A 20,743-nucleotide genomic window follows, 5' to 3' on the forward strand; every position below is an offset into this window, starting at 1 on the left:
TAGGTGCTCATCGTTCCTCGTCCCGGCGGTGGCGCGGCCGGGCGGCCTCCCTCTCGCGGCCCTCGTCGCGCGCCTGCTGGAAGGCATCGGCGATGGCCTCCGCAGCGCCGGACAGCGCCCCCTTCGTCTTGGCTTGACTGCCGGAACCGGTGAGCTGGCCGCCGACGATCTCCGGCAGTCCGACCGGCTTGCGCGGCCCTGCCTCCAGGTCCAGGCGGTTGCAAGCCTCGGCGTACCGCAGGTAGGTGTCCACGCTCGCCACCACGACCCGCACATCGATCTTCAGGATTTCGATTCCGACCAGGGAGACCCGCACGAACGCGTCGATCACCAACCCTCGGTCGAGAACCAGCTCCAGTACGTCGTACAGGCCACTGGAACCTCCCCCGCCCTGCGCTGCCACCACACTCACCCTGACCAGCTCCCTCGACTGTCCATGGCCCCATCACCCCAGCCCGACGACCGCATCCGCATGAGATCCACAGGCACGACTGCCACCAGCGAACCTCCCCGAGTGACCCCACCCATCCGGATCAAACAAATGTGCGGTAATGAGAGCGCAGCGTTGGCCGACGGGTGGCCATCGCCGCGTTCGTCCGTGACCATGTCGAGTACCCGGCCCCAGAGCCGGAGCCCTGCCCCTCTACACCGCCCGCGAGATCGAAGAGGCCACCGGCATCAAGGCCGCCACGATCCGCGTCGAGCGGCGCTGCGCGACCGACGACCCCGACCGCTCCCGCGAGTCCCCGCGCGCGCCGTACGCCCAGCCCTGGAAGTGGGTGCCCTGCCCGCACGCCTGCGGCTACGTCGGCCAGCCGGAGATCCGCCCGAGCATCCTGTACGGACCGGCCTCGCAGATCAGCCCGAGCAGCTAGTGTGCTGCGCCGCATGATTTGCGGCGCAGCACACTAGTAGTGCTTTGTTAGGTGGCCCGGTTGTCCCAGCGGGAGTGGGGTTGTGATCTCCTGCCAGGTGTGACACCTGAGGAGATGGAACAGGTCCGTCCGCGTCTGGAGGCGTTCGCGGCGGAGATGCTCGGCTCGCTGGCCCGGCGGGACCAGCGGGCGAAGGGCGAGCTGTACCTGCGCGGGCTGATGCTGGATGGCAAGCGCAAGTCGATGCAGCCGATGGCCGAGCGCCTGGGGGTGGACCACCAGCAGCTCCAGCAGTTCGTTTCTTCCTCGACCTGGGATTACGTCAAGGTCAGGGAGAGGTTGGCGCGTTGGGCGGCAGCGCACATCGCGCCCGAGGCGTACGCCATCGACGACGTGGGCTTCCCCAAGGACGGCTATGACTCCCCGGGTGTGGCCCGGATGTACTGCGGCGCGCTGGGCAAGCGCGGCAACTGCCAGATCGGGGTCAGCGTCAATCTGGTGTCCGACTGGGCCTCCTCGGCCGTCGACTGGCGCCTGTTCCTCCCCGAGAGCTGGGACGACGCACAGCAGGGCGAGGACGCGTTGCTGGCCGAGGCGATCCGCAGGCGACGGGTCAGGGCGGGTGTCCCCGAGGCCGAGTGGCACCGGGAGAAGTGGCGCCTGGCCCTTCAGATGCTCGACGAGATGCGCGAGGAGTGGGAGCTGCCCGGCCTGCCGGTCGTCGCGGACGCCGGATACGGGGATGCCACCGGCTTCCGGCAGGGGCTGACCGAGCGCGGCCTGGCCTACGCGGTCGCGGTCAAGGCCACCACCACCGCCCACCCCGGCGATGCGGTCCCCGAACGCCCGCCCTACAGCGGCCGGGGTCGCCCGCCCGTGCCGGCCTACCCCACACCGCACACCACCCTGCGCGCGCTGGCCCTGGCCGCCGGACGCGGCGCGGCGCGGACCGTCACCTGGCGCCAGGGCAGCAGGACCACCAAGAACAACCCCCGCGCCGAGATGCGCTCGCGCTTTCTGGCGCTGCGGGTGCGGCCGGCCAACCGCACCATCCGCCGGGGCGCCGACGGCTCGCTGCCCGAGTGCTGGCTGCTGGCCGAGTGGCCGCCGGGCTCCGCCGAGCCCACCGACTACTGGCTGTCCACCCTGCCCGCCGGCACCCCGCTGCGTGAGCTGGTGCGGATCGCCAAGATCCGCTGGCGAGTCGAGCACGACTACCGCGAGCTGAAGGACGGCCTGGGCCTGGACCACTTCGAGGGCCGCAGCTTCCACGGCTGGCACCGGCATGTCACCCTCGCCGCACTGGCGCAGGCGTTCTGCACCCTGCTACGGCTCGACCCAAAAGTCCCTGCGCCGGCCTGACCCTCTACGCGGTCCTCCGCCAGCTCCAGGCCCTGCTGGCCACCTGGACCGGCGCATGCTCGATATGCGGCCAGCCAGCGCCGACCCCAGAACCCCACCACAGAACCTAACAAAGCACTACTAGCTGCCCACCCGGGCTTGCCCAGGTTCTGATCAGGGCCGCGAGCCAGGTGATGCCTCGCTGTCCGGCCCGGTGGCATCGGCTCCACTGACACGGCCGGGGGCGTGCGACAGCATCACTGCTGCCTGCCAGCGAAGGGAGGCGATCGCCTCGGCCAGCTGGTCACGCAGGCACACACCCGCATCCATTCCGGCTGCCGCCGCGGTCGATCCCGGGCCGTCCGACTGGCCCTGGCCACCCAGTTCTGAATCTCTCAAGCGAGCTGGTCCGCAAGGGCAAGCACCACAGCAGCGGCAACGATCATCGCTGAGCAGATGACCATCACGGCCCGGCCCCCGCCGTCACGCTGGACGCCGTCGCTCAGGTCATCCCGCTCGGGCCGGGAGCCAGTAAGCCCGAGCGGTGCCGCATAGGGCACAGCGTCGTCGATGCGAGGATTCACGCCCGGACCAACGCGTGATCAGGATTTTCGGCACAGCACCACCGCCGTCATCACCCGTTCAGCCCACGCTGCCTTCACGGCGGCGCCCACCCGGGGCCGCGGGGTCGGGCCGCCCCGGAAGGTCTTCCCCGCCTGTTGCCTGGGCCCAACAGGGGTGGCAGGCGACAGGCATGAAGCGTCCCAGCCGATCTTAGCCGTACCGGACGCGAACCCAGCCGCCGGGCAATCTTGCTGGGGGTCCCACAAGATGGTCCCTGGTTGCCCGGCCTCGGGAATGCCCGACAGGCAGCCGATTCCCGATGCGCGGCCCTCTGGCCGGCCGCCTGACCTCCAGGGAGCACCCCTATGACAGTGATGACGGACGCGCTCGTACCGGCGCTGGAGGACGCCCGTGAGGCGCATGAGGCGCTCGTCGACCGATTGCGGGCGGATGTGACGGTCACGCCGTCCGGCCCGTACCGGCAGATGCTCGAGCGCCAGGTGGACGACGTCCAGGACAACCTCCAGCGCATCGAGCACCACGTGCGCGATCTGCGGCCCCGCAGCGGGCTTGTCGGAGACAGCGTCGATATCGCGCGGTTCATCTCGCGCAGCGCCGTGCGCACCGTCATGCTGCCGCTGACCATTGGATCCACGCTCGTGACGGAAATGCTGCGCGGCCGGCGGCCCAACGACGAGCGGCGGCTGCTGAGGAACGCCCAAGACGAGTACGCGGTCACAGCCCGTGCGCTGGCGGCCTGCCGGGCCGGGCAGAGCATCGCCGAAGAGGTCCACGATAAGGCCACCGCCGACCTGCTCGCCGCACTGCGCCGCCAGGACGAGGAACTGCTCGAAAGGCTGGAGGACAGCGTCGTCCAGAACGCCCGGGCCGTGGCGGCCGCGGCCAACGGCTTCATCCAGGAGAACGGCGGCGGCTGGGCCGACGCGGCCGCCCGCGCCGTGCGGACCATCACCGACCGGGTGCAAGACGTCGCCCAGACCGGCAGCCGGCGGGCCAGAGGTGCCGCCGAGGGCGCGGTGCGCGAGATGCCCGAGCCGACCCGCATGGCCGAAGAGGTCCAGGGTGCGGTGACCCGGGAGGAGGAGTTGCCGATCGCCCGCTTCAGCCAGCTCAGCGTCGACGAAATCCAGCAGCAACTGCGCACACTCTCCCAGTCGGACCTGACGGTCATCGAGGGATACGAGCGCACCCACTCCAACCGCCCCCCGGTCCTGGACGCCATCGAGCAGCTGCGCGGCAGCGAACCCTGGCCCGGCTACGACACCATGGACCCGGACAAGATCACCGCCCAGTTGCAGAACGTCCCCGCCAGCGTCGCCCGCCAGGTCCAGGAGTACGAACGGCGCCACCAGCAGCGCCAGAAGGTCGTCTCCGCCGCCGAAGCACGCACCACCCTATGACGCCAACAGGGCGAAGATTGCCTGATGCGGCACTGATAGCCTGTTGTTGGCGGCCCGCACAGGGCCGTACGGACGGCCACGAGAGGCCCTACCCCCGCCGACCGGGGTAGGGCCTTTTTGCGTCGCAAGGGCCGTGCGCTGGACGTCCCTTTGCCGCCCGGCCCCGAACTGGGGGCACGCCCGGCTGGGCCTCGGTCAGCCCGCCGACGGGGTCTTCCTGGGGCCAGGATGGGGCCGGAAGGACAGTGAAACCCCGTGAACGATCACCACAGCCCGGATACTCCAATGCCCGCTGACCTGCACAGACGGCGAAAACAGGGAGAGGGAGTGAACCATGAGGCAACGCTCTGGCGATCTTCCTCCTCGACGGCCACCACAAACTGGAGGCCGCAGCCACAGCAGGCCGACCGGTGCAGCTCCTCTCGCTCCTGGCCCTGGGCGAGGGCCTTGCCCAATCCGAGGACTACGCCCGACTGCCTGCCCTGCGCACTCAACCCCGCTCGGCCCGAGAAACCGAAGAGCGGATGACGTAAGTGGCCCCGTCCTCCTATGCCCTGGGGCGGTGGCGTAGGTGTCAGGCTCTTGGCGATCTCCGCCAGTCCGTGATCGAGGTCGTCATCAGCCCAGGAGGGTTCGTAACATCGCAAAGGCCGACGCGACCCGCCGCGGCCTTGCTCGATCAGCCACTCCGGCGGCGCGGGCCGCAGCCGCTCGGCGGTGTGCCTCTTGTTCTCCCGCCGTTGTTCGATGGCGATCCGTCGGCCGGTCTGAGCGAGTGAGGCCTTCGCCCTCCCGTCCTACTGCTTGTGCTGCGCGTCTTGTCCTGCGCAATGGCGGTGCGTATACGAGTGTGCAGGGCGGGGCGGTGGGCGGCGGCTGTGCGCACTGGGGTGGCTTGTCGGGCTGCGCACGTGCGGTCGCGGGGTGTGCCCGCGCAGTCCCCTGCACGCCTCTGTGCACCGATTGCGCAGTCGCTGCGCAGTGCACTGAAGATCCGCCATCTTGAAGGCGCTGGTCACGGGGCTGGTGTGAGTCGTTGATCATCTCCTCGTGCCGGTCGCGGGCGGTTGTCGGAGTTCAAGATCGTCTGCCGTTTCGGTGATCACGTATCCATGGGTTCCCTGGCGTGCGCGGGACGCCTGTCCGTACGATCCGGGCGGGAGGTGCGTCAGGTGGCCCAGGATGCGGAACCCAGCCTTCGTGAGCTGATCGCGGCCCGCAGGGCCGAACTCAAGGTGCTAGCAGAGAAGTTGAGCCAGCAGCTTCAGGAGGTGCGCGACGGGCTGGAGGAGCTCGATGTCGCCGAGCGGGTCGCACGCCGGCTGGCCGAGCAGTTGCACGCCGAAGCGGAGCGGGAAGCGACGTCGGCCCTGGCTGCCGGGCAGGTCGCGGGCCGTGCGGTGCTGCTGGTGCCGCAGCGCGAGCGCGGCATGGACGAGGCGATGCTCCCTGCGGACTACCAGCGGATCATGGGTGTGGTGCGGCGTGCGGACGGGCCGGTCATGGTCAAGCAGGTCTGCGCCGAACTGGGGATGTCCTCCGAGCCGGCCCGCTCGGAGGCGCTGCACGCGAAGCTGAACCGGCTGGCCGAGCGGGGCTGGCTGCGCAACTGAGTTTGGCTTCTCGGGGTGACGAATAGTGTATATGGGTGTATTCCGGAGGTATGCGGTACCCCGATGGTGGCGGCCTGACCGCGAAGCAACGTGCCCAGCGGGAGCGGCTGCGGTTCGAGGCCGCCGAGATGTTCGCCCAGGGGGTCCCGCCGCCCGAGGTGGCCAAGCGGTTGAGGGTCTCCCGGAAGTCGGCCTACGCCTGGCACGCACGCTGGCGCGAGAAAGGACCGGACAGCCTTGCCTCCAAGGGGCCCAGCGGCTTCCCCAGCCGGATGCGACCGCAGTGGCGGGCCTGGCTGGAAGCGGAGCTGGACCGCGGTCCCGCCGCTCACGGCTGGACCGAGGACCAGCGCTGGACCCTGGCCCGCGTGGCGACCGTGATCGCCCGCCGGTTCCACGTCCGGTTCAGCCTCAAGCATGTCTCGCGCATCCTGCACCAGATGGGCTGGACCGTGCAGAGCCCCGTGCACCGGGCCGCCGAACGCGACGAGCAGGCCGTAGCGACCTGGGTCAAGGAGGCCTGGCCCCGCGTGGGAAAACCGTGAGGAACCGGGATGCCTGGCTGTGCTTCGAGGACGAAGCAGGGCAGAGCATCAGGCCGCCCAAGGCGCGTACCTGGTCCCGACGCGGCCATCCGCCGGTGGTCAGGGTCAGCGGCAAGGGCTCCGGGCGGATCTCCCTGGCCTCGATGCTGTGCACCAAGCCCGGCACCCGCACCCGGCTGATCTACCGGATGCTGGTTCAGCACGCCGGGCGGAAAAAGGAGAAGAAGGGCTTCAAGGAGCCGGACCTCGCGGCGCTTCTGGACGCGGCGCACGCCGAGCTCGGTGCGGAAATCGTGCTGGTATGGGACAACTCCACGCAGCACACCGACCGCGCGATGCGTGACCTGCTCGCCGCACGATCCTGGCTGACGGTGTTCCACTTCCCGCCGTACAGCCCGGAGTTGAATCCGGATGAGGGCGTGTGGGCGAACCTGAAGGGGAGTCTGGGCAACCTGGCAGCGTGCACCACCGACCAGCTCGCGGCCTTCGCCCGGACCCGGTTGAAGAAGATGCAGTACCGGCCCGAGCTCCTCGACGGGTTCATCGCCGAGACCGGACTGGCCCTCGCGCCGCCGTAGAGATCGATGTCACCCCGAGAAGCCAACCTCAGTTGCGGCCCACCGCCACGCCCTCGCGTTTGAGGACGGCGTGCACGCGCGGCGAGCCGTAGATGCCGCCGGAATCCGCGTGGATCTTTTGGATCTGCTCGGTCAGCTCCGCATCCCGGCGCCTGCGCTCGCAGGGCTCGGTCTGTGCGCGGCGCCAGCGGTAGTAGGTGGAGGAGGAGATGTGCAGTTCCCGCAGTACGCACTCGACTCCCAGGTTGGGGTGCTAGTCAAGGAGCGCCGTCACCTGGGCCGGGTCGGGTCGAGCTGCGCCGCGAAAAACGCCGACGCCGTCCGCAGCACCTCGTTCGCCCGCTTGAGCTGGGCGTTCTCCTTGCGCAGGGCCACCAGCTCCTCGCGCTCGGCGGTGGTCAGCCGGTCGTCGCGCTCGCCGGCGTCCGCTTCGGCCTGCCGGATCCAGCCCCGCAGGGCCTCCGGATGCACGCCCAGCTCGATGGCGAGCCGCTTGATCTGCGGCTTCGGATCAGAGGCGCGATACATCCGCACCGCACGCTCACGCAACTCCAACGAGTATTTCCTCGGTGCAGCCATGATCAGATCTCCTCTTGTGAGAACCATCTGACCCTCTGTTACACAACTCCGCATCTCGGGGGAAGCTCACCTTCCACAGCAGGTAATCGACAGGCAGCACAGGCCACTTTACGCCGTTGTCCACCACGTACCTGATCGCGTCGAGTATGTCCCGGTGGCAGTACTTCTCGGGCCGGCCGCCTCGGCCCTCGCCCCCCACCGGCACCGGAATCATGTCGCGGACCACGGCCCACTCCGCGTCCGTCATGTCGGTCGGACAGCGATGCCCGCCGGACGGATTGTCCGCGGGGTTCCCGTACAGCAGTCACACGCCCGCGTGTTCAAAATGGACTCTTCCCCAGCGGACCGATACAACTGCGGCAACAGGGCCTCCCGGTAAGCAGTGGCGTCGACACCCTCTGTGCTACCGGGAGGCCCTGCCTTCATGCCCCGCGCGGCCACAATCACCCGAACAGCACGCCCGTACGGAACCCCCAGCCCCACACTCGGTTTCGAGGAACCCTCTGAGTGTGCACCAGACGCTCCGATGGCCTGCGGCGTCACATTGAGGGGCGCAGGCAAGTGAGCAAGCTGCAGCGAGCGGAGTCGACGTGTTCTTCGGCGCGCCGGGCCAGCGTCTCACGGTCGTCTGAACGCAGGAGCGTCACCAGCTCGCGGTGTTCGTCCACAACGCGAGCACGGTAGTGCTCATAACCTAGGGTGATACGGCGGATCTGGAACAGGTAGATCTGCGAGCGCACGGCGCGCCATGCGTCGACGAGCCTGCGGTTGTTCGCGGCGTCGTAGATCCGGTCGTGGAAGGCGATGTCCAGTGCGAGCAGCCTTGTCCCGGACGCGTCGCCGCTGATCTCTTCCGACATCGCACGGACGAGGGTGTCAAGTTCGGTCAGCTGGTCGGCAGTCGCATTCCTCTGCGCACTGGTCGCCGCGAGACGGTCCAGCGCGGCGCGCAAGGCGTAGACCTCCTCGACGTCCTGGACGGTGACGTCGAGGACGGTGGTGCCACGGTGCCAGACGCTGTGGACGAGCCCCTCGCGTTCGAGGAGCGCGAGTCCTTCACGCACCGATCCGCGGCTGACTCCCAGTGAGGCGGCGAGTTCGACTTCACGCAGCTGCGATCCGGGCGGGAAGTGGCCGGTGAAGATCGCCTCGCGTATGAGATCGGCAGCCTCTTGCGCCAGTCCACGGCGACTGGCTTTGGGGAGCGGTGCGGCAGTCATGCCCTAATGTTGACATTCGACATTGACTGATACAAGGTCAGAGCGCACCGAGTCGAAGGAGCGTTCACATGTCCGTGCGTCCCGGCGTCCACCTGGCCATACCGGTCGACGACCTAGACACCGCACGTCAGTTCTACGGAGTTGTCCTCGGGCTGAGCGAGGGACGGTCCACCGGCCACTGGGTCGATTGGGACCTGCACGGCCACCAGTTGGTGACCCATGTGGTCCCCGGTGGCCCTGTGCCCGCCGGGAGCAGCGAGGTCGACGGGCACGCGGTGCCTATCCCGCACTTCGGGCTGCTGCTGTCGACCGAGGACTTCCACACGCTTGCCGACCGACTCCGCGCGGCGGGTGCCGAGTTCGTCATCGAGCCGTATCGCCGCTTCCCCGACGAGCCGGCGGAGCAGTGGACGATGTTCCTCCGCGATCCGGCCGGCAACGCGCTGGAGTTCAAGGCGTTCCGCGACGAGTCCCAGGTCTTCACGCGATGAGGCGGGTGCTGGTCACAGGGGCGTCGCGCGGAATCGGCCGGGCTGTGGCCCTGGCGTTCGCCGAGCGCGGAGACCGCGTAGGAGTGCACTACGCAGCCAACCGCGCCGACGCCGAGGAAACGCTGCGGCGACTGCCCGGCTCCGGCCACGCCCTGCTCGCGGGCGATCTCGGTGATCCGCAAGAGGCGCGAGACATTGTCGAAGGTGCCGTGCAGAGGCTGGGCGGGATCGACGTCCTGGTCAACAACGCAGCCGCCGCACCGTCCGGCGATACCCGGCACTCCGTGACCGACGTGTCCTACGCAGACTGGCAGCGCATCTGGCACCGCATGGTCGACGTCAACCTGCTCGGCGCAGCGAACGTGACCTACTGCGTCGCCCGACACCTCATCGACCGCGGCGGCACAGGCAGCATCGTCAACGTCGGTTCCCGCGGCGCTTTCCGGGGTGAGCCCGACTTTCCCGCGTACGGCGCGAGCAAGGCAGCGCTGCACGCTTTCGGGCAGTCGATGGCCGTCGCGCTGGCACCGCACGGCGTCGCGGTGACCTCCGTGGCACCTGGCTTCGTCGCGACCGAACGGCAGGCCCCCAAGATGGCAGGCCGAGACGGCGAGACATTGCGCAGCCAGAGCCCGTTCGGACGGGTCGGGATGCCCGAGGAGGTCGCCGCCGCCGTGCTCTACCTGGCCTCACCGGAAGCCGCCTGGTCGTCCGGAACGGTACTCGATCTCAACGGTGCTTCTTATCTACGGACCTGAGGACTCGCAGACGCACCTGCACCCTGCGAAGGACTTCACATCGACGCGACGAAGATTGCCCTTCCACGAGGTACCTCGCCGGTTCTCTTCAGGGCTTGTTCGGGCGTTGTCACGTTGACGGGGGTGTGAGCGGCTGGCGGCGTGCCGGGGCGTGTTGCGGCCTGGCCAGTGTGCTGGGTCAGGCCGCCGCGGCCAGGCCGGTGCTGCCGGTGACCTGGTCCCAGATGGTGAAGCGGGTGATCATCTCGAGGCGGTGTTCGCCGGCGGTCATCAGGTGCCGTCGCGGCCGGAAGTGGGGGGAGATGCCGCTGAAGGCGGCGAGGAATCGATGGGCCGCTCCAGGGGAGCGGAAGCCCTTCATGGCACGCTCGCGCTGGCGGGTGGGCTGGTGGGAGTTCTCTGCCTGGTTGTTGAGGCCCTTGTGGGAGCGGTGCTCGACGGAGGGCATGACCGCGCGGTGGGCCGCGCCGTAGGAGCGCAGCTTGTCGGTGGCGACCACCCGGGGCACCGTACGGGTCTTCTTCAGCAGCCTGCGGAAGAGCCGCCGGGCCGCAGCGGTATCCCGCCGGTTCTGCACGGGGATGTCCAGGACGGTGCCGTCGGCGTCCACGGCCCACCACAGGTACTTCCGTTCTCCGCTGATCTTGATGAAGACCTCGTCCAGGTGCCACTTGTCCCCAGGCCGGGACCGCCGGCGGCGCAGGCCGTTGGCGCAGGCCTGACCGAACTTTGCGCACCAGCGGCGGACCGTCTCATGGGAGACGAGCACACCGCGCTCGAGCATCAACTCCTCGACCTCGCGGAACGACAGCGGGAAGCGGAAGTACAGCCACACGCAGTGCGAGATGATCTCCACCGGGTACCGGTGCCCCTGGTACGACGGCGGCGCGCTGTCCACGGACGACCCCTCCCAGCATGACCAACCCGAAGATCATCCCACCCGGTCAGCCAACGTGATGCGATGAAGGAGCGGGGCCTCCCGCTCCGGCCGGGTGCGGACGATGCTCGGTCCAGGAGAAGTAGCCACCGTCCACAGGCAGGAGGCCCCTGATGGACCAGGAAACAGCCTACGACGGACCGCAGATCGTGGGCATGGACCTGCACCGCAGCCGTTCGGTGCTGCTGCGGATGACGCCGGGGGGCACGCGGCTGGGCCGGGTACGGATCGACAACAGCCCGACCGGCCTGAAGGCCGAGATCGCCAAGGCCGGACCGCACCCGAGGGTGGTGCTGGAAGCCACCTACGGCTGGTACTGGGCCGCCGGCGCCCTCACCGAGACCGGAGCCGAGGTGCACCTCGCCCACCCCCTGGGGGTGAAGATGTTCAGCCACCGTAGGGTCAAGACCGACGAGAGGGACGCCGCCGACCTGGCGGACCTGCTGCGCATGGGGCGCCTGCCGGAGGCGTGGATCGCCCCATCACAGGTGCGCCAGCTGCGGGAACTGGTGCGCTACCGGCACAAGCTGGTCGGCATGCGCACCTCGGCCAAGGACCAGATCCACGCGGTGCTGGGCAAGGCCGGCTTGCATGTGCCGGTGTCCGACCTGTTCGGCCGCGCGGGCGGAGCCTGGCTGGCCACCGTCCCGCTGCACGGCGCCTACGCCACCCGCACAGCCTCGCTGCTCCGGCTGGTCGCCTTCCTCGATGCCGAGATCGCCGGCCTCGACCAGCGCACGGCCCAGGCCCTGGCCGGCCATGCCGGCTACGCGGCGGTGCAGACGATCCCCGGCATCGGCCCGGTCTTCGCCGCCGTGATGGTTGCCGAGATCGGCGACGTCGCCCGCTTCCCGGGCCCCGCCCAGCTGTGTTCCTGGGCCGGGCTGACCCCGCGGCACCGCGCCTCGGACACCAAGGTCCACCGCGGGCCGATCACCAAGCAGGGCTCGTCGCTGCTGCGCTGGGCCTGCGTCGAGGCGGTGCAGCGATGCTCCGCCGACACCCCGATGCGGCGGCTGAGGGACCGCATCATTCAACGCCGCGGCACCACGGCCCGCAACGTCGCCAAGGCCGCCGCGGCCCGCAAGCTGCTCACCTGGGTCTACTACGCGCTGCGCGACGGCGAGGTCCGCTGCCTGGCGAAGACGGGTCCGGCGTGAGCAGGCCGGAACCCGGCCGGCGCGCGATCGCGCACTGTCCGGCCCCCGCCTCGGCGGCGCGGCCGTTAACGTGATTGATCCCGCTTGCCGGAGCGGACCGCCCCATGCAGAGGGCCTGTTCCGCCCTTGCGGCCCGAACAGGGCCCCGCGAAGGGACGACCGGCAGCCGAGCCCGCCCACACCACGACCACACCCTTGGGGCGAGACACCACAACTCCACACCCCTGGTCCCGGCGCGACCAGTCTGCGCCGACCAGGGTGCGGCCTCAAGGCCGTTCGTCCTCGGCTCCGCCTGCGGGCTGCGGGCGCTCCGCCTTGACCCCGCACCCTGGGCTCAGCGCTGCCTGAAAGCGCCCGGAAACCGGAGAAAAAGGACGAGGAGAGCCTCTTGACCACCCCCGCTCCTTCAGGGATGACAGCGCCCCGTCGAGGCCCTGCGGCTGCGTGAGTGGCAGCTCGGCCCGGGCGAGCCCACGCTCGTCATGGGCCAGTTCTCCGCTGACGACTTCAATCTGGTCGTGGACGACCGCGCGGACGTGCACGTCAACTCGAAGGACGGCCGCTTCTACCTCGGATGGTTTCCGCTCGGCCGTCCCGGCACCGACGGGGAGGGATGGAAGATCGCCGTTGCCGGTACGGCGAAGGTTCGTGGCTACAGCATCTCTTTCGACGTGGAGACGTCGGCCGCTGTCGTCGCCGCGGCCGTGGCGCGTGTGCTGGAGACCTCCCGTCGCGTATGACGCCGGAGTCGCGAGCCGGAAGTACTCCCTCGGAGGCGGTTCTCCGTGAAGGTGGCGTGCGTCGCGTCCGCCGGCCCGGCGTGCCGGTTGTGCCAGGCGGTGTCGAGACGCCTCTCGTGCTGCTGGCGGCCGGCCCGGCAGCGCAGCCAGATCTGGTCGCGGGGGGAGAGGACGAGCCAGTCACGGTATGTGCCACATGTGGCACACTCGACCATCTCGCCGTCGAGGACGATCGGCCAGGGCATCATCCGGCCGTCGAGCTGGTCGTGGCTCGGGACACGCAATTCCGGCGGGAGGAAGTCGTCCACCGCCGGGACAGGCTCGTCGGCTCGCATCGCGACTCATATCCGTTCCGCCTCCGGCGGCACCAAGCCGTCCAGCCGAGCCCACATCGTCTCGTGGAGACGGCGCATCGCGCTGATCTCCTCCCCGCGACGGTGGCGTATCCGTTGGAACACCCTGACGTTCTCCCTCGTCTCGTCCTGCACGCGTCATGATCGTGCCCTGAGCCCCGACCTGCTTCAATTCACAAACTCCACAGTCGCGCCCGTCCGTGCCGGGACCCGGACCGCTGCGGTGCCTGCCGGCCCGTACGGCGTGCGGCCTGGTCTGCCCTGGGGTGTTGCTGACCATGCCGCTGGTGTCGGCGGGCAAGTCCGCGGTCCGGCGCAGTCGCCACACCAGGACGTCGCTGGCGGATTCGGCCGTGTCGAGTTCCCGTCGCCCGGCGGCGTGGGCCAGCAGGGCAGCAGGATCATGGCCGGCGGCTTCGGCGTCGGCGAGGGTGGCGGCGAGCGCACCCTTGCGGATGCCCGCGCTGTCGAACGCCACGACGTCGAGCGGCACGTCAGCCGCCCTTGCTCTCGCTGACCCGCCGCTGCACGAGTGTCGCGGAGCAGCAGCCGGGCGCGACGCGCGTCCGGTCGTGACCAGCTTCAGCAGTTTCTCGAAGCCCTCGATGAGGGGTCCGCTGCCCAACATGGCTGGGCAGCGTCGGTCTGGGGCTGCTGGGCCTCTTGGCCACCGGGGTGCTGAGCGCCTGAACCGTCCATCGGACATCGGAGGATGTAACCCCAGCTACATTCGCTGATGTGGCGAACATGGAATCGGCAGGTCGTTGGCTCGTCCTCGTGATCAAGGTCCCCGCGGAGCCGTCCCGGCACCGTGTCGCGGTCTGGCGTGAGCTGCGCAAGATAGGTGCGCTTTCCCTCGGTCAGGGCGTGTGGGCCGTACCGGACGTGCCCGTCTTCACGGACGGTGTCGCCCGGGCGATCGCTCTGACCGATCAGGCGGGCGGGCAGGCCGTCACCCTCAACGCCTCCGGGCGTGGCCCCGAGGACGCTGCCCGCTTCCAGGCGCTGTTCACCGCTGCCCGGTCCGAGGACTGGAAGGAGTTCCTCGCCGACTGCGGAAAGTTCGAGGCGGAGTTGGAGAAGGAGAGCCGCATCGGCAAGTTCACCCTGGCCGAGCTGGAAGAGGAGGAGCAGTCGCTGGAGCGGCTGCGGCGCTGGCACCGTGACCTGACGGCCCGCGACGTGTTCGGCGCCCCGGAGGCGCCGGAGGCGGGCAAGCGGCTCAAGGAGTGCGCCGCGGCCTGCGAGGACTACGCGGAGCGCGTCTTCGCGGCCCTCCACGAGGTGCCGGGGGTCGCCAGCCGATGAGCGGGACGGCTTCGGCGACTTCGGCGGCTTCGGCCCGGCAGATGTGGCCGCTGTACGCGGCCGGGTTCACCACGGCCTTCGGCGCGCACGGCATCGCCGCGAACCTCGGCGGCTTCTCCGCGGACGCGGTCACCTCGCTGCTGGTGCTGGGCGGGCTGCTCGCCTTGTACGACGGCGCCGAGGTGCTCCTCAAGCCGGTCTTCGGCACCCTCGCCGACCGGATCGGTGCCCGCCCGGTGCTGCTGGGCGGTCTCGTCGCGTTCGTGGCGGCGTCCGCGCTGTACGTGGTGGCGGACGCTCCCGGCTGGCTGTGGGCTGCCCGGCTCGGCCAGGGCGCCGCGGCCTCCGCCTTCTCGCCCTCCGCGTCCGCGTTGATGGCCCGGCTCAACCCGGCGGCCAAGCACGGCCGCGCCTTCGGCAGTTACGGCTTCTACAAGTCCATCGGCTACACGCTCGGCCCGCTGCTCGGTGGTGTCCTGGTGTGGGCCGGCGGTCTGCGGCTGCTGTTCGCCGTCCTCACGGTGCTCGGCGCGGTGGTCGCCGTCTGGGCCGCGCTCGCCGTTCCCGCCGTGCCGCCGCTGCCGAAGGCCCGGCAGACGGTGCTGGACCTGGCCCGGCGGCTCGCCGACCCGGCCTTTCTCGCCCCGACCGCCGCGCTCGCCGCGGCGACTGCCGCCCTGTCGGTCGGGGTGGGCTTCCTGCCGGTCTCCGGCCGCGCTGCCGGGCTGGGCACGGTGGCTACCGGGGCCGTGGTGTCGGTGCTCGCCGCATGTGCCGCCGTCGTGCAGCCGCGCGCTGGGCGAGCCTTGGACGAGGGACGCCTCACGACCCGCTCCGGTCTCGCCGTGGGACTCTCGGTCACCGCAGCCGGTCTGGCCTGTGCCATGCTGCCCGACCTCACCGGTGTCCTGCTGGGTGCCGCGCTGATCGGCGCCGGAACGGGTCTGATCACCCCGCTGGGCTTCGCCGTCCTGGCCTCGGCGACCCCTCAGGAGCGCCTGGGCCAGACCATGGGCGCCGCAGAACTCGGACGCGAACTCGGCGACGCAGGTGGCCCGTTGCTGGTCGCCGCCGTTGCCTCCCTTGCCACGCTGACCTATGGCTTCGCCGCGCTCGGGCTTCTCGTCGGGGCGGGTGCGGTGGTGGCGTTCGCTCACCGCCGCTCGGTGCCGGCCGAGCCCGTGACCGGGACTGACGGCTGAATGGTCGCCGGGTTGGGTGTTGGTGTCTGCGACGCAGTGGGCGCCGGGGGAGGAGCATGGTGGCGCCCGACTCCGAGGGCGGTGAGCGGGTGGGGCCGGTAGCGCGTGAATTCGTTGTGGAAGGCGGTGATGTGCTGTGTCACTGCCCGGAGATGGCACTTTTGATGCGATGGTCCGATCGGCGTCGATGAATGCTGATGTCAGGCACGGGACACCCGGGTGGCGTCAGGCTCAGGGCTCAGGAAGAGTGCGGAGCGGATGGACGGGGCTGCCGCAACGGCGAACAGTTGCTGACTGGTGAGTTGATCAAGGGCTCTGCTGCGTTCGAGGGCAGCCCCAGCGACATTGCACAAGCATATGGGACGACGATCACCTCCTGCGACACCGGCGGTTGCGCTGTGGAGACGAAGTAGTCCCGATGACCTTTGACGACAGCACCGGCCCTCCCTCAGCCAGGGCTCGTACGAGATGGGGCAGCTGCTCGGGGTCGTTGTCCTCGAGTAGAAATCCGGCAGTGACCTCGATGTCGTCCGCCGTATTGAGGAGGGCGGTGAAGCCCGTGCGGACCAGGGCTTCGTCGTCGACCATCAGTGCCCGGATCGATCATGTGCGCTCCGCTCGCCGCATGCCGGACACTCGATGCGTCCCACCGCGGCAGCCGGCTCTCGACGGCCCAGAGGCGATTTCCGCCGATCGGCGGCGCGGCCCCAGCCAGTCGGCCAGGAGGGCTTCGGCCGGTCGGCGGGGTGGCTTCGGAGCGGCGCCGCGTGATCCGTGGCGGGTGTTCGGCAATGTCTGAGGACATGACGCAGAACGCATTGTCGGCTGTGCCGACGCAGGTGCCGCGTGAGCTTGCGGTAGATCGCTCCCCTGCCCCCGCCGGCCCGCCATCGACGGGGCGGTTGGTCGGCATCGACCTGGCCCGCGGCCTTGCGGTCTTCGGCATGTACTCCGCCCATGTCGGCCCCGACGTGGCAGTGGGCGGGCCGGTGGGGTTCCTGCTGGAGACGGCCCGAGGCCGCTCCTCCGCCCTCTTCGCAGTGCTCGCCGGCTTCTCGCTGGTCATCATCACCGGCCGCCCGCACCCCCGGACCGGGCGGTCCGGGCGGCAGGCGGTGGCCCGGATCGTGATCCGCGCCGCCGTCCTCCTGGTGTTCGGCTACGCCCTGACCGCCCTGGACACCAAGGTTGACGTGATTCTCAGCTTCTACGGGCTGCTCTTCCTGACCGTCCTCCCGCTGTACCGGTTGCGGGCCGGAACGCTCGCGCTCATCGCCGGTGCGGGCGCACTGATCCTGCCTCAGGTCCTCTATGTGATCCGGAGGTCGATCGAGGGCGGGAACTGGGCGGACGCGGTCACCGCCAGGGACCCGTTGGCCCGGGTCAGCGGCACGGATGGGATCATCGAACTGCTGTTCACGGGGGAGTATCCGGTCCTCACCTGGATGTCGTTCCTGGTCGCGGGCATGGCAGTGGCCAAACTCGATCTCACCCGGCCCGGCATCCGCGCCCGGCTGGCCCTCGCCGGCGGAGCGCTCGCCCTGTTCGGTTACGGCGGCTCCTGGCTGGCCCTGCGCCTGGTCCCGCACGCCCTCGCCGCCGTCGCGGCCGCCACGGGCAGCGGTTCGGCAGCGTCGGGATGGTGGTCCGACGCAGTCGGCGAACCCGAGAGTCACACCCCGCTCGCCTGGCTGCTGGTGGGCGCGCCGCACAGCCAGACGACCTTCTCGATCCTCGGCAACGCGGGTGTCGCCCTCGTGGTGCTGGCCGCGTGTCTGATCGTCGCCGACCGGCTGCCGCGGCTCATCCACCTGGCCACCCCCGTCGCAGCGGTCGGCATGATGGCTCTGACCGTCTACGTCCTGCACATCGTCGCCCTCTGGTTCTTCGCCGACGTCTGGTACGTGGCCGTGATCGAGGCTGAGACCATGAACGCGCTGCCGGTACTCCTCGGCTTCATCGCGGCCGCCGCGCTCCTGGCGGCCGGTTGGACCCGCCTCTTCCGGCGTGGCCCCCTCGAGAACCTGCTCCACATCGCCACCCAGCCCGCGCGGCACGTCAAATAGGGCAGCGCACGCGAGTTGCGCGACGTGGTCATGGCCCGTCCGGCTCCTTTCCCTTCCGGGGCGGCGATGACCGGAGTGCCGGGGCCGTCGGTTCGGTCTCCACTCTGTCGTGGTCGGGAACGATGGCCGCGCGGAAGGAGCGGCCCGCCAGCAGCGGGACAGCCACCAGGCGGCGGTGTGCGGACCGATGCCGTCCCGGACATCTCCGGTCGACTGGCCACGGCCCAGCAGTTCCGCGAGCGCCTTGGCGAAGTGCCAGTGAACCTCCGCGAAGGGCGGTTCCGAGCTCCGGGTCATGGTCCAGTGAAGATCCACCATCTTGAAGTTGCTGGTTACGGGGCTGGTGTGAGTCGTTGATCGTGCTCTCGCGCTGGTCGGGGGCGGTTGTCGGAGCTCAAGATCGTCTGCTGTTTCGGCGATCACGGATCCACGGGTTTCCCGGCGTGCGCGGGGCGCCTGTCCGTACGATCCGGGCGGGAGGTGCATCGGGTGGCCCAGGACGCGGAACCGGACCTTCGCGAGCTGATCACGGCCCGCAGAGCGGAACTGGAGTTGCAGGCGGAGAAGTTGAGTCAGCAGCTTCAGGAAGTGCGCGAGGAGCTGGAGGAGCTCGCCGTGGCCGAGCGGGTTGCGCGTCGGCTGGCCGAGCAGCTGCGCGTGGAGCGGGAAGCGGTGCCGGCACCGGCTGCCGGGCAGGTCGCGGGCCGTGCGGTGCTGCTGGTGCCGCCGCGCGAGCGGGGCATGGACGAGGCGGTGCTGCCCGCGGACTACCAGCGGATCATGGGTGTGGTGCGGCGGGCGGACGGGCCGGTCATGGTCAGGCAGGTCTGCGCCGGGCTGGGGATGTCCTCCGAGCCGGCCCGCTCGGAGGCGCTGCACGCGAAGCTGAACCGGCTGGCCGAGCGGGGCTGGCTGCGCAAGCCGGCCGACGGGAAGTTCACCACCACGCTGTGAGCGTCCGCCCAGGACCGTAACCGAAGGTCCCCCGGCGGCAGTTGGTGTCGTATGCGAAACAAGACCAGCCCCGTCGGGGGCACCGAGACGGTTGTTTACCAGTCCAGCCTCACGCTGTCCACGGCCACCCTGGCCTTCCTCGGTGACCTGCTGCGCGGCCACCTGAAGAAGATCGGCTCGCGGTGGCGGAAGCTGCCGCCCGGAAGAATCGCCACGATCGTCCTTGCCGTTCTCCGCCATGACCAGCGGCTTGCCGACATGGCGGGCGGCAACCGCAATCTCCGCGACCACGGTGCGCCGCTGGGTGATGGAGGTGATCGAACTGCTCGCCGCGCGGGCCCCACGGCTGGACCGGGCGCTGAAGAAAGTCACCCGAAAGGGTGGCCACGTGGTCCTGGTCGACGGCACCCTGATCCGCACCCGGCGCCGCACCGGGAAAGACAACCGCCGCAACTACAGCGGGAAACACAAGACCCACGGCCTGCTCTTCCTCGCACTCACCGACGACAAGGGCCGCCTGCTGTGGATCTCCGCGGCCCGCCCGGGACGCTCCTCGGAGATCACCACCGCCCGCTACAACAGGCTCGTCGAGCACCTGCGCGCCCACGAGCTGGGCGCCATCGGCGACCTCGGCTTCACCGGCCTGGACGACGACCCGGACAACCCCGTGGTCATCACCGGCTACAAGGCCGCCCGCACCAAGCCACTCACGAAGGCGAAGAAGCAGGTCAACAAGCTGATCGCGTCCGTCCGCGCGGTCTGCGAGCACGCCTTCGCACACTTGAAGAACTGGCGCATCCTCACCAAGCTCCGGCTGTCGTCCCGTTACGCGACCACGCTGCTACGGGCGCTGCTCGTGCTGACCAACACCGAGGTCGCACGCTGACAGACGATCTTGGGAGCAGGCAACCGCCCGCGACCAGTACGAGTACGAGATCGCTGACTCACACCAGCCCCGATGACCTGCGGGTTCGAAGTTGGAGGAAGCTCAGTGACTCCGCGTCCGCGAGAGGAAGCCGTGTGAGCCGGGCTGGCGGAAGCGGTCTGTGTGGGCCGGGTCCAGGCCGTCAGCACCTCGGGGACCGGGCACCAGCACTGGACTCGTCTGTGCAGGGCTCGTGTCACGGCTGCACCGTGCCGGGTACCTCGTGGCCAAGCCGGTTCCGGTACCGGGATGAGGTGACGCGACTGCTCCAGCACTGGCCCCGGCCACGACGGCCGGGGCCTCGGCCGACGCTCGGTGTTCGGGATGCGGCGCGAGCCGCTGGGCAGCGCATCACTGCCTGTCTCGCTCTAGCGGACTGTCCGGCTGGCAGCGTCGCCGGACGCGCCCTTCCCGTATGGCTGGCCTGGGTCAGGCCGCTCTTTCCCCACAGAGGTAGGTGCCGCGGTCGCCGACCGTGCGCCGGGGCGCGGTCAGCACGGTGATGGGCAGAGTCGGATGCTGGCCAAGGCCGCGGACGGAAGACGTGTCAGCCGGCTGGGCACTCCAGACGCCATCGCGCCACGTCAAGGAGCCGGTGTACAGAGGCGGTACCTGGAGTGTCCAGAAGACTTGGACCGGTGCGGACAAAGCATGGACGAGTAGTGCCTGCATCACGGCTGGTTCGGCGATGGCCAGCGCGCGGCCCGTGTCTGGGGGCAGGGCGCTGAGCCAGTGCGCGGCCCGTGTCTGGGGGCAGGGCGCTGAGCCAGTGCGCGACACGGCGGCAGAGTTCGCGTACGGTTTCGCCTCCGTGTGGCGCGGCATCCGGGTCCGTGAGCCAGGCGCTGTATCCGTACGGGTCCGCGGCGGCGATGTCGGCCACTGTGCGGCCGCGCCAGGTGCCGTAGTCGAGGTCGCGCAGTGCGGGCTCCACTGCGGCCTTCAGTCCGAGGACTGCGGCGGTCAGCGCTGAGCCGGACGAAGGCGATCTCATGGCCGACGAGTGCGCAGGAAGCGATGCCACGGCGGCGCCCGCGCCCTGGAGCTCGCGCTCACTGAGCGGGGCGTCACCGAAGACCGTGTCTGCTGGGCGCGCACAGAAGCGTCAGGCGG

The 20,743-nt window shown here is 69.8% G+C and carries 21 protein-coding genes and 3 pseudogenes; 14 read left to right on the forward strand and 10 right to left on the reverse strand.

Translation table 11 applies throughout. From position 1 onward, the window contains the following. Nucleotides 1-7 precede the first annotated feature (7 nt). Nucleotides 8-412: a gas vesicle protein GvpJ gene (gene gvpJ, locus ACX25U_RS37750; RefSeq protein ID WP_454386755.1), complete on the reverse strand. Its 405-nt coding sequence runs from the start codon at nucleotides 410-412 to the stop codon at nucleotides 8-10. Nucleotides 413-974: 562 nt separating this feature from the next. Between gvpJ and ACX25U_RS37755 the strand changes: the two genes are divergently transcribed. The 5 genes and pseudogenes from ACX25U_RS37755 to ACX25U_RS37775 all read left to right on the forward strand — a co-directional run bounded on the left by ACX25U_RS37755 (nucleotide 975) and on the right by ACX25U_RS37775 (nucleotide 6,937). Continuing rightward, a complete protein-coding gene (locus ACX25U_RS37755; protein WP_454386757.1) occupies nucleotides 975-2,237 on the forward strand; it encodes an IS701 family transposase in 1,263 nt (420 codons plus the stop codon). Between the two features lie 908 nt (nucleotides 2,238-3,145). Beyond that, nucleotides 3,146-4,201: a hypothetical protein gene (locus tag ACX25U_RS37760; protein ID WP_454386759.1), complete on the forward strand. Its 1,056-nt coding sequence runs from the start codon at nucleotides 3,146-3,148 to the stop codon at nucleotides 4,199-4,201. A 347-nt stretch (nucleotides 4,202-4,548) separates the two neighbouring features. Further along, nucleotides 4,549-4,734 (forward strand): annotated as a pseudogene (locus ACX25U_RS37765) (hypothetical protein); the annotation flags it as partial. Between the two features lie 639 nt (nucleotides 4,735-5,373). Continuing rightward, nucleotides 5,374-5,814: a hypothetical protein gene (locus ACX25U_RS37770; RefSeq protein ID WP_454386761.1), complete on the forward strand. Its 441-nt coding sequence runs from the start codon at nucleotides 5,374-5,376 to the stop codon at nucleotides 5,812-5,814. Between the two features lie 50 nt (nucleotides 5,815-5,864). Then, nucleotides 5,865-6,937 (forward strand): IS630 family transposase gene (locus tag ACX25U_RS37775; protein WP_454385098.1). Its coding sequence is split into 2 segments (ribosomal slippage): nucleotides 5,865-6,348 and nucleotides 6,348-6,937, totalling 1,074 coding nucleotides; the frame shifts between segments, so codons are not numbered across the junction. 28 nt (nucleotides 6,938-6,965) lie between these two features. On the opposite strand, the gene ACX25U_RS37780 is transcribed toward ACX25U_RS37775, so the two are convergent. The 4 genes from ACX25U_RS37780 to ACX25U_RS37795 form a co-directional block, all read right to left on the reverse strand. Further along, nucleotides 6,966-7,181 (reverse strand): IS3 family transposase, encoded by a 216-nt coding sequence (locus ACX25U_RS37780; protein ID WP_454394689.1) that lies wholly within the window; start codon nucleotides 7,179-7,181, stop codon nucleotides 6,966-6,968. 26 nt (nucleotides 7,182-7,207) lie between these two features. Beyond that, on the reverse strand, nucleotides 7,208-7,516 hold the full coding sequence (locus tag ACX25U_RS37785) for a transposase (protein ID WP_454386763.1): 309 nt from the start codon (nucleotides 7,514-7,516) through the stop codon (nucleotides 7,208-7,210). After that, nucleotides 7,479-7,763, reverse strand: coding sequence for a transposase (locus ACX25U_RS37790; protein ID WP_454386764.1), 285 nt, complete (start codon nucleotides 7,761-7,763; stop codon nucleotides 7,479-7,481). The genes ACX25U_RS37785 and ACX25U_RS37790 overlap by 38 nt, the downstream gene beginning before the upstream one ends. A gap of 292 nt (nucleotides 7,764-8,055) precedes the next feature. Continuing rightward, a complete protein-coding gene (locus ACX25U_RS37795) occupies nucleotides 8,056-8,736 on the reverse strand; it encodes a GntR family transcriptional regulator (RefSeq protein ID WP_454386768.1) in 681 nt (226 codons plus the stop codon). 68 nt (nucleotides 8,737-8,804) lie between these two features. On the opposite strand from ACX25U_RS37795, the gene ACX25U_RS37800 reads away from it, so the two are divergent. Both ACX25U_RS37800 and ACX25U_RS37805 read left to right on the forward strand, forming a co-directional pair. Continuing rightward, nucleotides 8,805-9,227: a VOC family protein gene (locus ACX25U_RS37800; protein WP_454386770.1), complete on the forward strand. Its 423-nt coding sequence runs from the start codon at nucleotides 8,805-8,807 to the stop codon at nucleotides 9,225-9,227. Then, nucleotides 9,224-9,985, forward strand: a complete 762-nt coding sequence (locus ACX25U_RS37805; RefSeq protein WP_454386771.1) for an SDR family NAD(P)-dependent oxidoreductase — start codon at nucleotides 9,224-9,226, stop codon at nucleotides 9,983-9,985. Before ACX25U_RS37800 ends, ACX25U_RS37805 begins: the two co-directional genes overlap by 4 nt. 178 nt (nucleotides 9,986-10,163) lie before the next feature. Here ACX25U_RS37805 and ACX25U_RS37810 read toward each other — a convergent pair whose 3' ends face one another. Further along, nucleotides 10,164-10,883, reverse strand: a complete 720-nt coding sequence (locus ACX25U_RS37810; protein WP_454386773.1) for an IS6 family transposase — start codon at nucleotides 10,881-10,883, stop codon at nucleotides 10,164-10,166. 152 nt (nucleotides 10,884-11,035) lie between these two features. Here ACX25U_RS37810 and ACX25U_RS37815 point away from each other — a divergent pair, with 152 nt between their 5' ends. Together ACX25U_RS37815 and ACX25U_RS37820 are read left to right on the forward strand one after the other, a co-directional pair. After that, entirely contained in the window at nucleotides 11,036-12,082 is a 1,047-nt protein-coding gene (locus ACX25U_RS37815) for an IS110 family RNA-guided transposase (protein WP_454386775.1), read from the forward strand. A gap of 434 nt (nucleotides 12,083-12,516) precedes the next feature. Then, nucleotides 12,517-12,822 carry a DUF317 domain-containing protein gene (locus tag ACX25U_RS37820; RefSeq protein ID WP_454394691.1) on the forward strand — a complete coding sequence of 102 codons (306 nt, stop codon included), beginning with the start codon at nucleotides 12,517-12,519 and terminating at the stop codon, nucleotides 12,820-12,822. Between the two features lie 41 nt (nucleotides 12,823-12,863). Here the strand turns inward: ACX25U_RS37820 and ACX25U_RS37825 are convergent. Together ACX25U_RS37825 and ACX25U_RS37830 are read right to left on the reverse strand one after the other, a co-directional pair. Further along, nucleotides 12,864-13,280: pseudogene (locus ACX25U_RS37825) on the reverse strand (hypothetical protein); the annotation flags it as partial. Between the two features lie 184 nt (nucleotides 13,281-13,464). Further along, nucleotides 13,465-13,620 (reverse strand): annotated as a pseudogene (locus tag ACX25U_RS37830) (relaxase); the annotation flags it as partial. Between the two features lie 302 nt (nucleotides 13,621-13,922). Here ACX25U_RS37830 and ACX25U_RS37835 point away from each other — a divergent pair. Continuing rightward, complete coding sequence (locus tag ACX25U_RS37835; RefSeq protein ID WP_454394693.1) at nucleotides 13,923-14,483, forward strand: Chromate resistance protein ChrB; 561 nt, start codon at nucleotides 13,923-13,925, stop codon at nucleotides 14,481-14,483. Further along, nucleotides 14,480-15,685: an MFS transporter gene (locus ACX25U_RS37840; RefSeq protein ID WP_454386777.1), complete on the forward strand. Its 1,206-nt coding sequence runs from the start codon at nucleotides 14,480-14,482 to the stop codon at nucleotides 15,683-15,685. Before ACX25U_RS37835 ends, ACX25U_RS37840 begins: the two co-directional genes overlap by 4 nt. A 369-nt stretch (nucleotides 15,686-16,054) precedes the next feature. On the opposite strand, the gene ACX25U_RS37845 is transcribed toward ACX25U_RS37840, so the two are convergent. Continuing rightward, the gene (locus ACX25U_RS37845; protein ID WP_454394855.1) at nucleotides 16,055-16,273 is read right to left on the reverse strand and encodes a hypothetical protein; all 219 of its coding nucleotides are present in this window, start codon (nucleotides 16,271-16,273) and stop codon (nucleotides 16,055-16,057) included. Nucleotides 16,274-16,488: 215 nt separating this feature from the next. Here ACX25U_RS37845 and ACX25U_RS37850 point away from each other — a divergent pair, with 215 nt between their 5' ends. The 3 genes from ACX25U_RS37850 to ACX25U_RS37860 all read left to right on the forward strand — a co-directional run bounded on the left by ACX25U_RS37850 (nucleotide 16,489) and on the right by ACX25U_RS37860 (nucleotide 19,591). After that, a complete protein-coding gene (locus ACX25U_RS37850) occupies nucleotides 16,489-17,751 on the forward strand; it encodes a DUF418 domain-containing protein (protein WP_454386779.1) in 1,263 nt (420 codons plus the stop codon). A 489-nt stretch (nucleotides 17,752-18,240) separates the two neighbouring features. Beyond that, nucleotides 18,241-18,705, forward strand: coding sequence for a hypothetical protein (locus ACX25U_RS37855; RefSeq protein ID WP_454386781.1), 465 nt, complete (start codon nucleotides 18,241-18,243; stop codon nucleotides 18,703-18,705). Nucleotides 18,706-18,943: 238 nt separating this feature from the next. Then, complete coding sequence (locus ACX25U_RS37860) at nucleotides 18,944-19,591, forward strand: transposase family protein (protein WP_454386783.1); 648 nt, start codon at nucleotides 18,944-18,946, stop codon at nucleotides 19,589-19,591. A 586-nt stretch (nucleotides 19,592-20,177) separates the two neighbouring features. On the opposite strand, the gene ACX25U_RS37865 is transcribed toward ACX25U_RS37860, so the two are convergent. After that, the gene (locus ACX25U_RS37865; RefSeq protein WP_454386784.1) at nucleotides 20,178-20,654 is read right to left on the reverse strand and encodes a histidine phosphatase family protein; all 477 of its coding nucleotides are present in this window, start codon (nucleotides 20,652-20,654) and stop codon (nucleotides 20,178-20,180) included. Between the last annotated feature and the right edge of the window lie 89 nt (nucleotides 20,655-20,743).

It is taken from the genome of Streptomyces sp. JNUCC 63 (assembly GCF_054366325.1).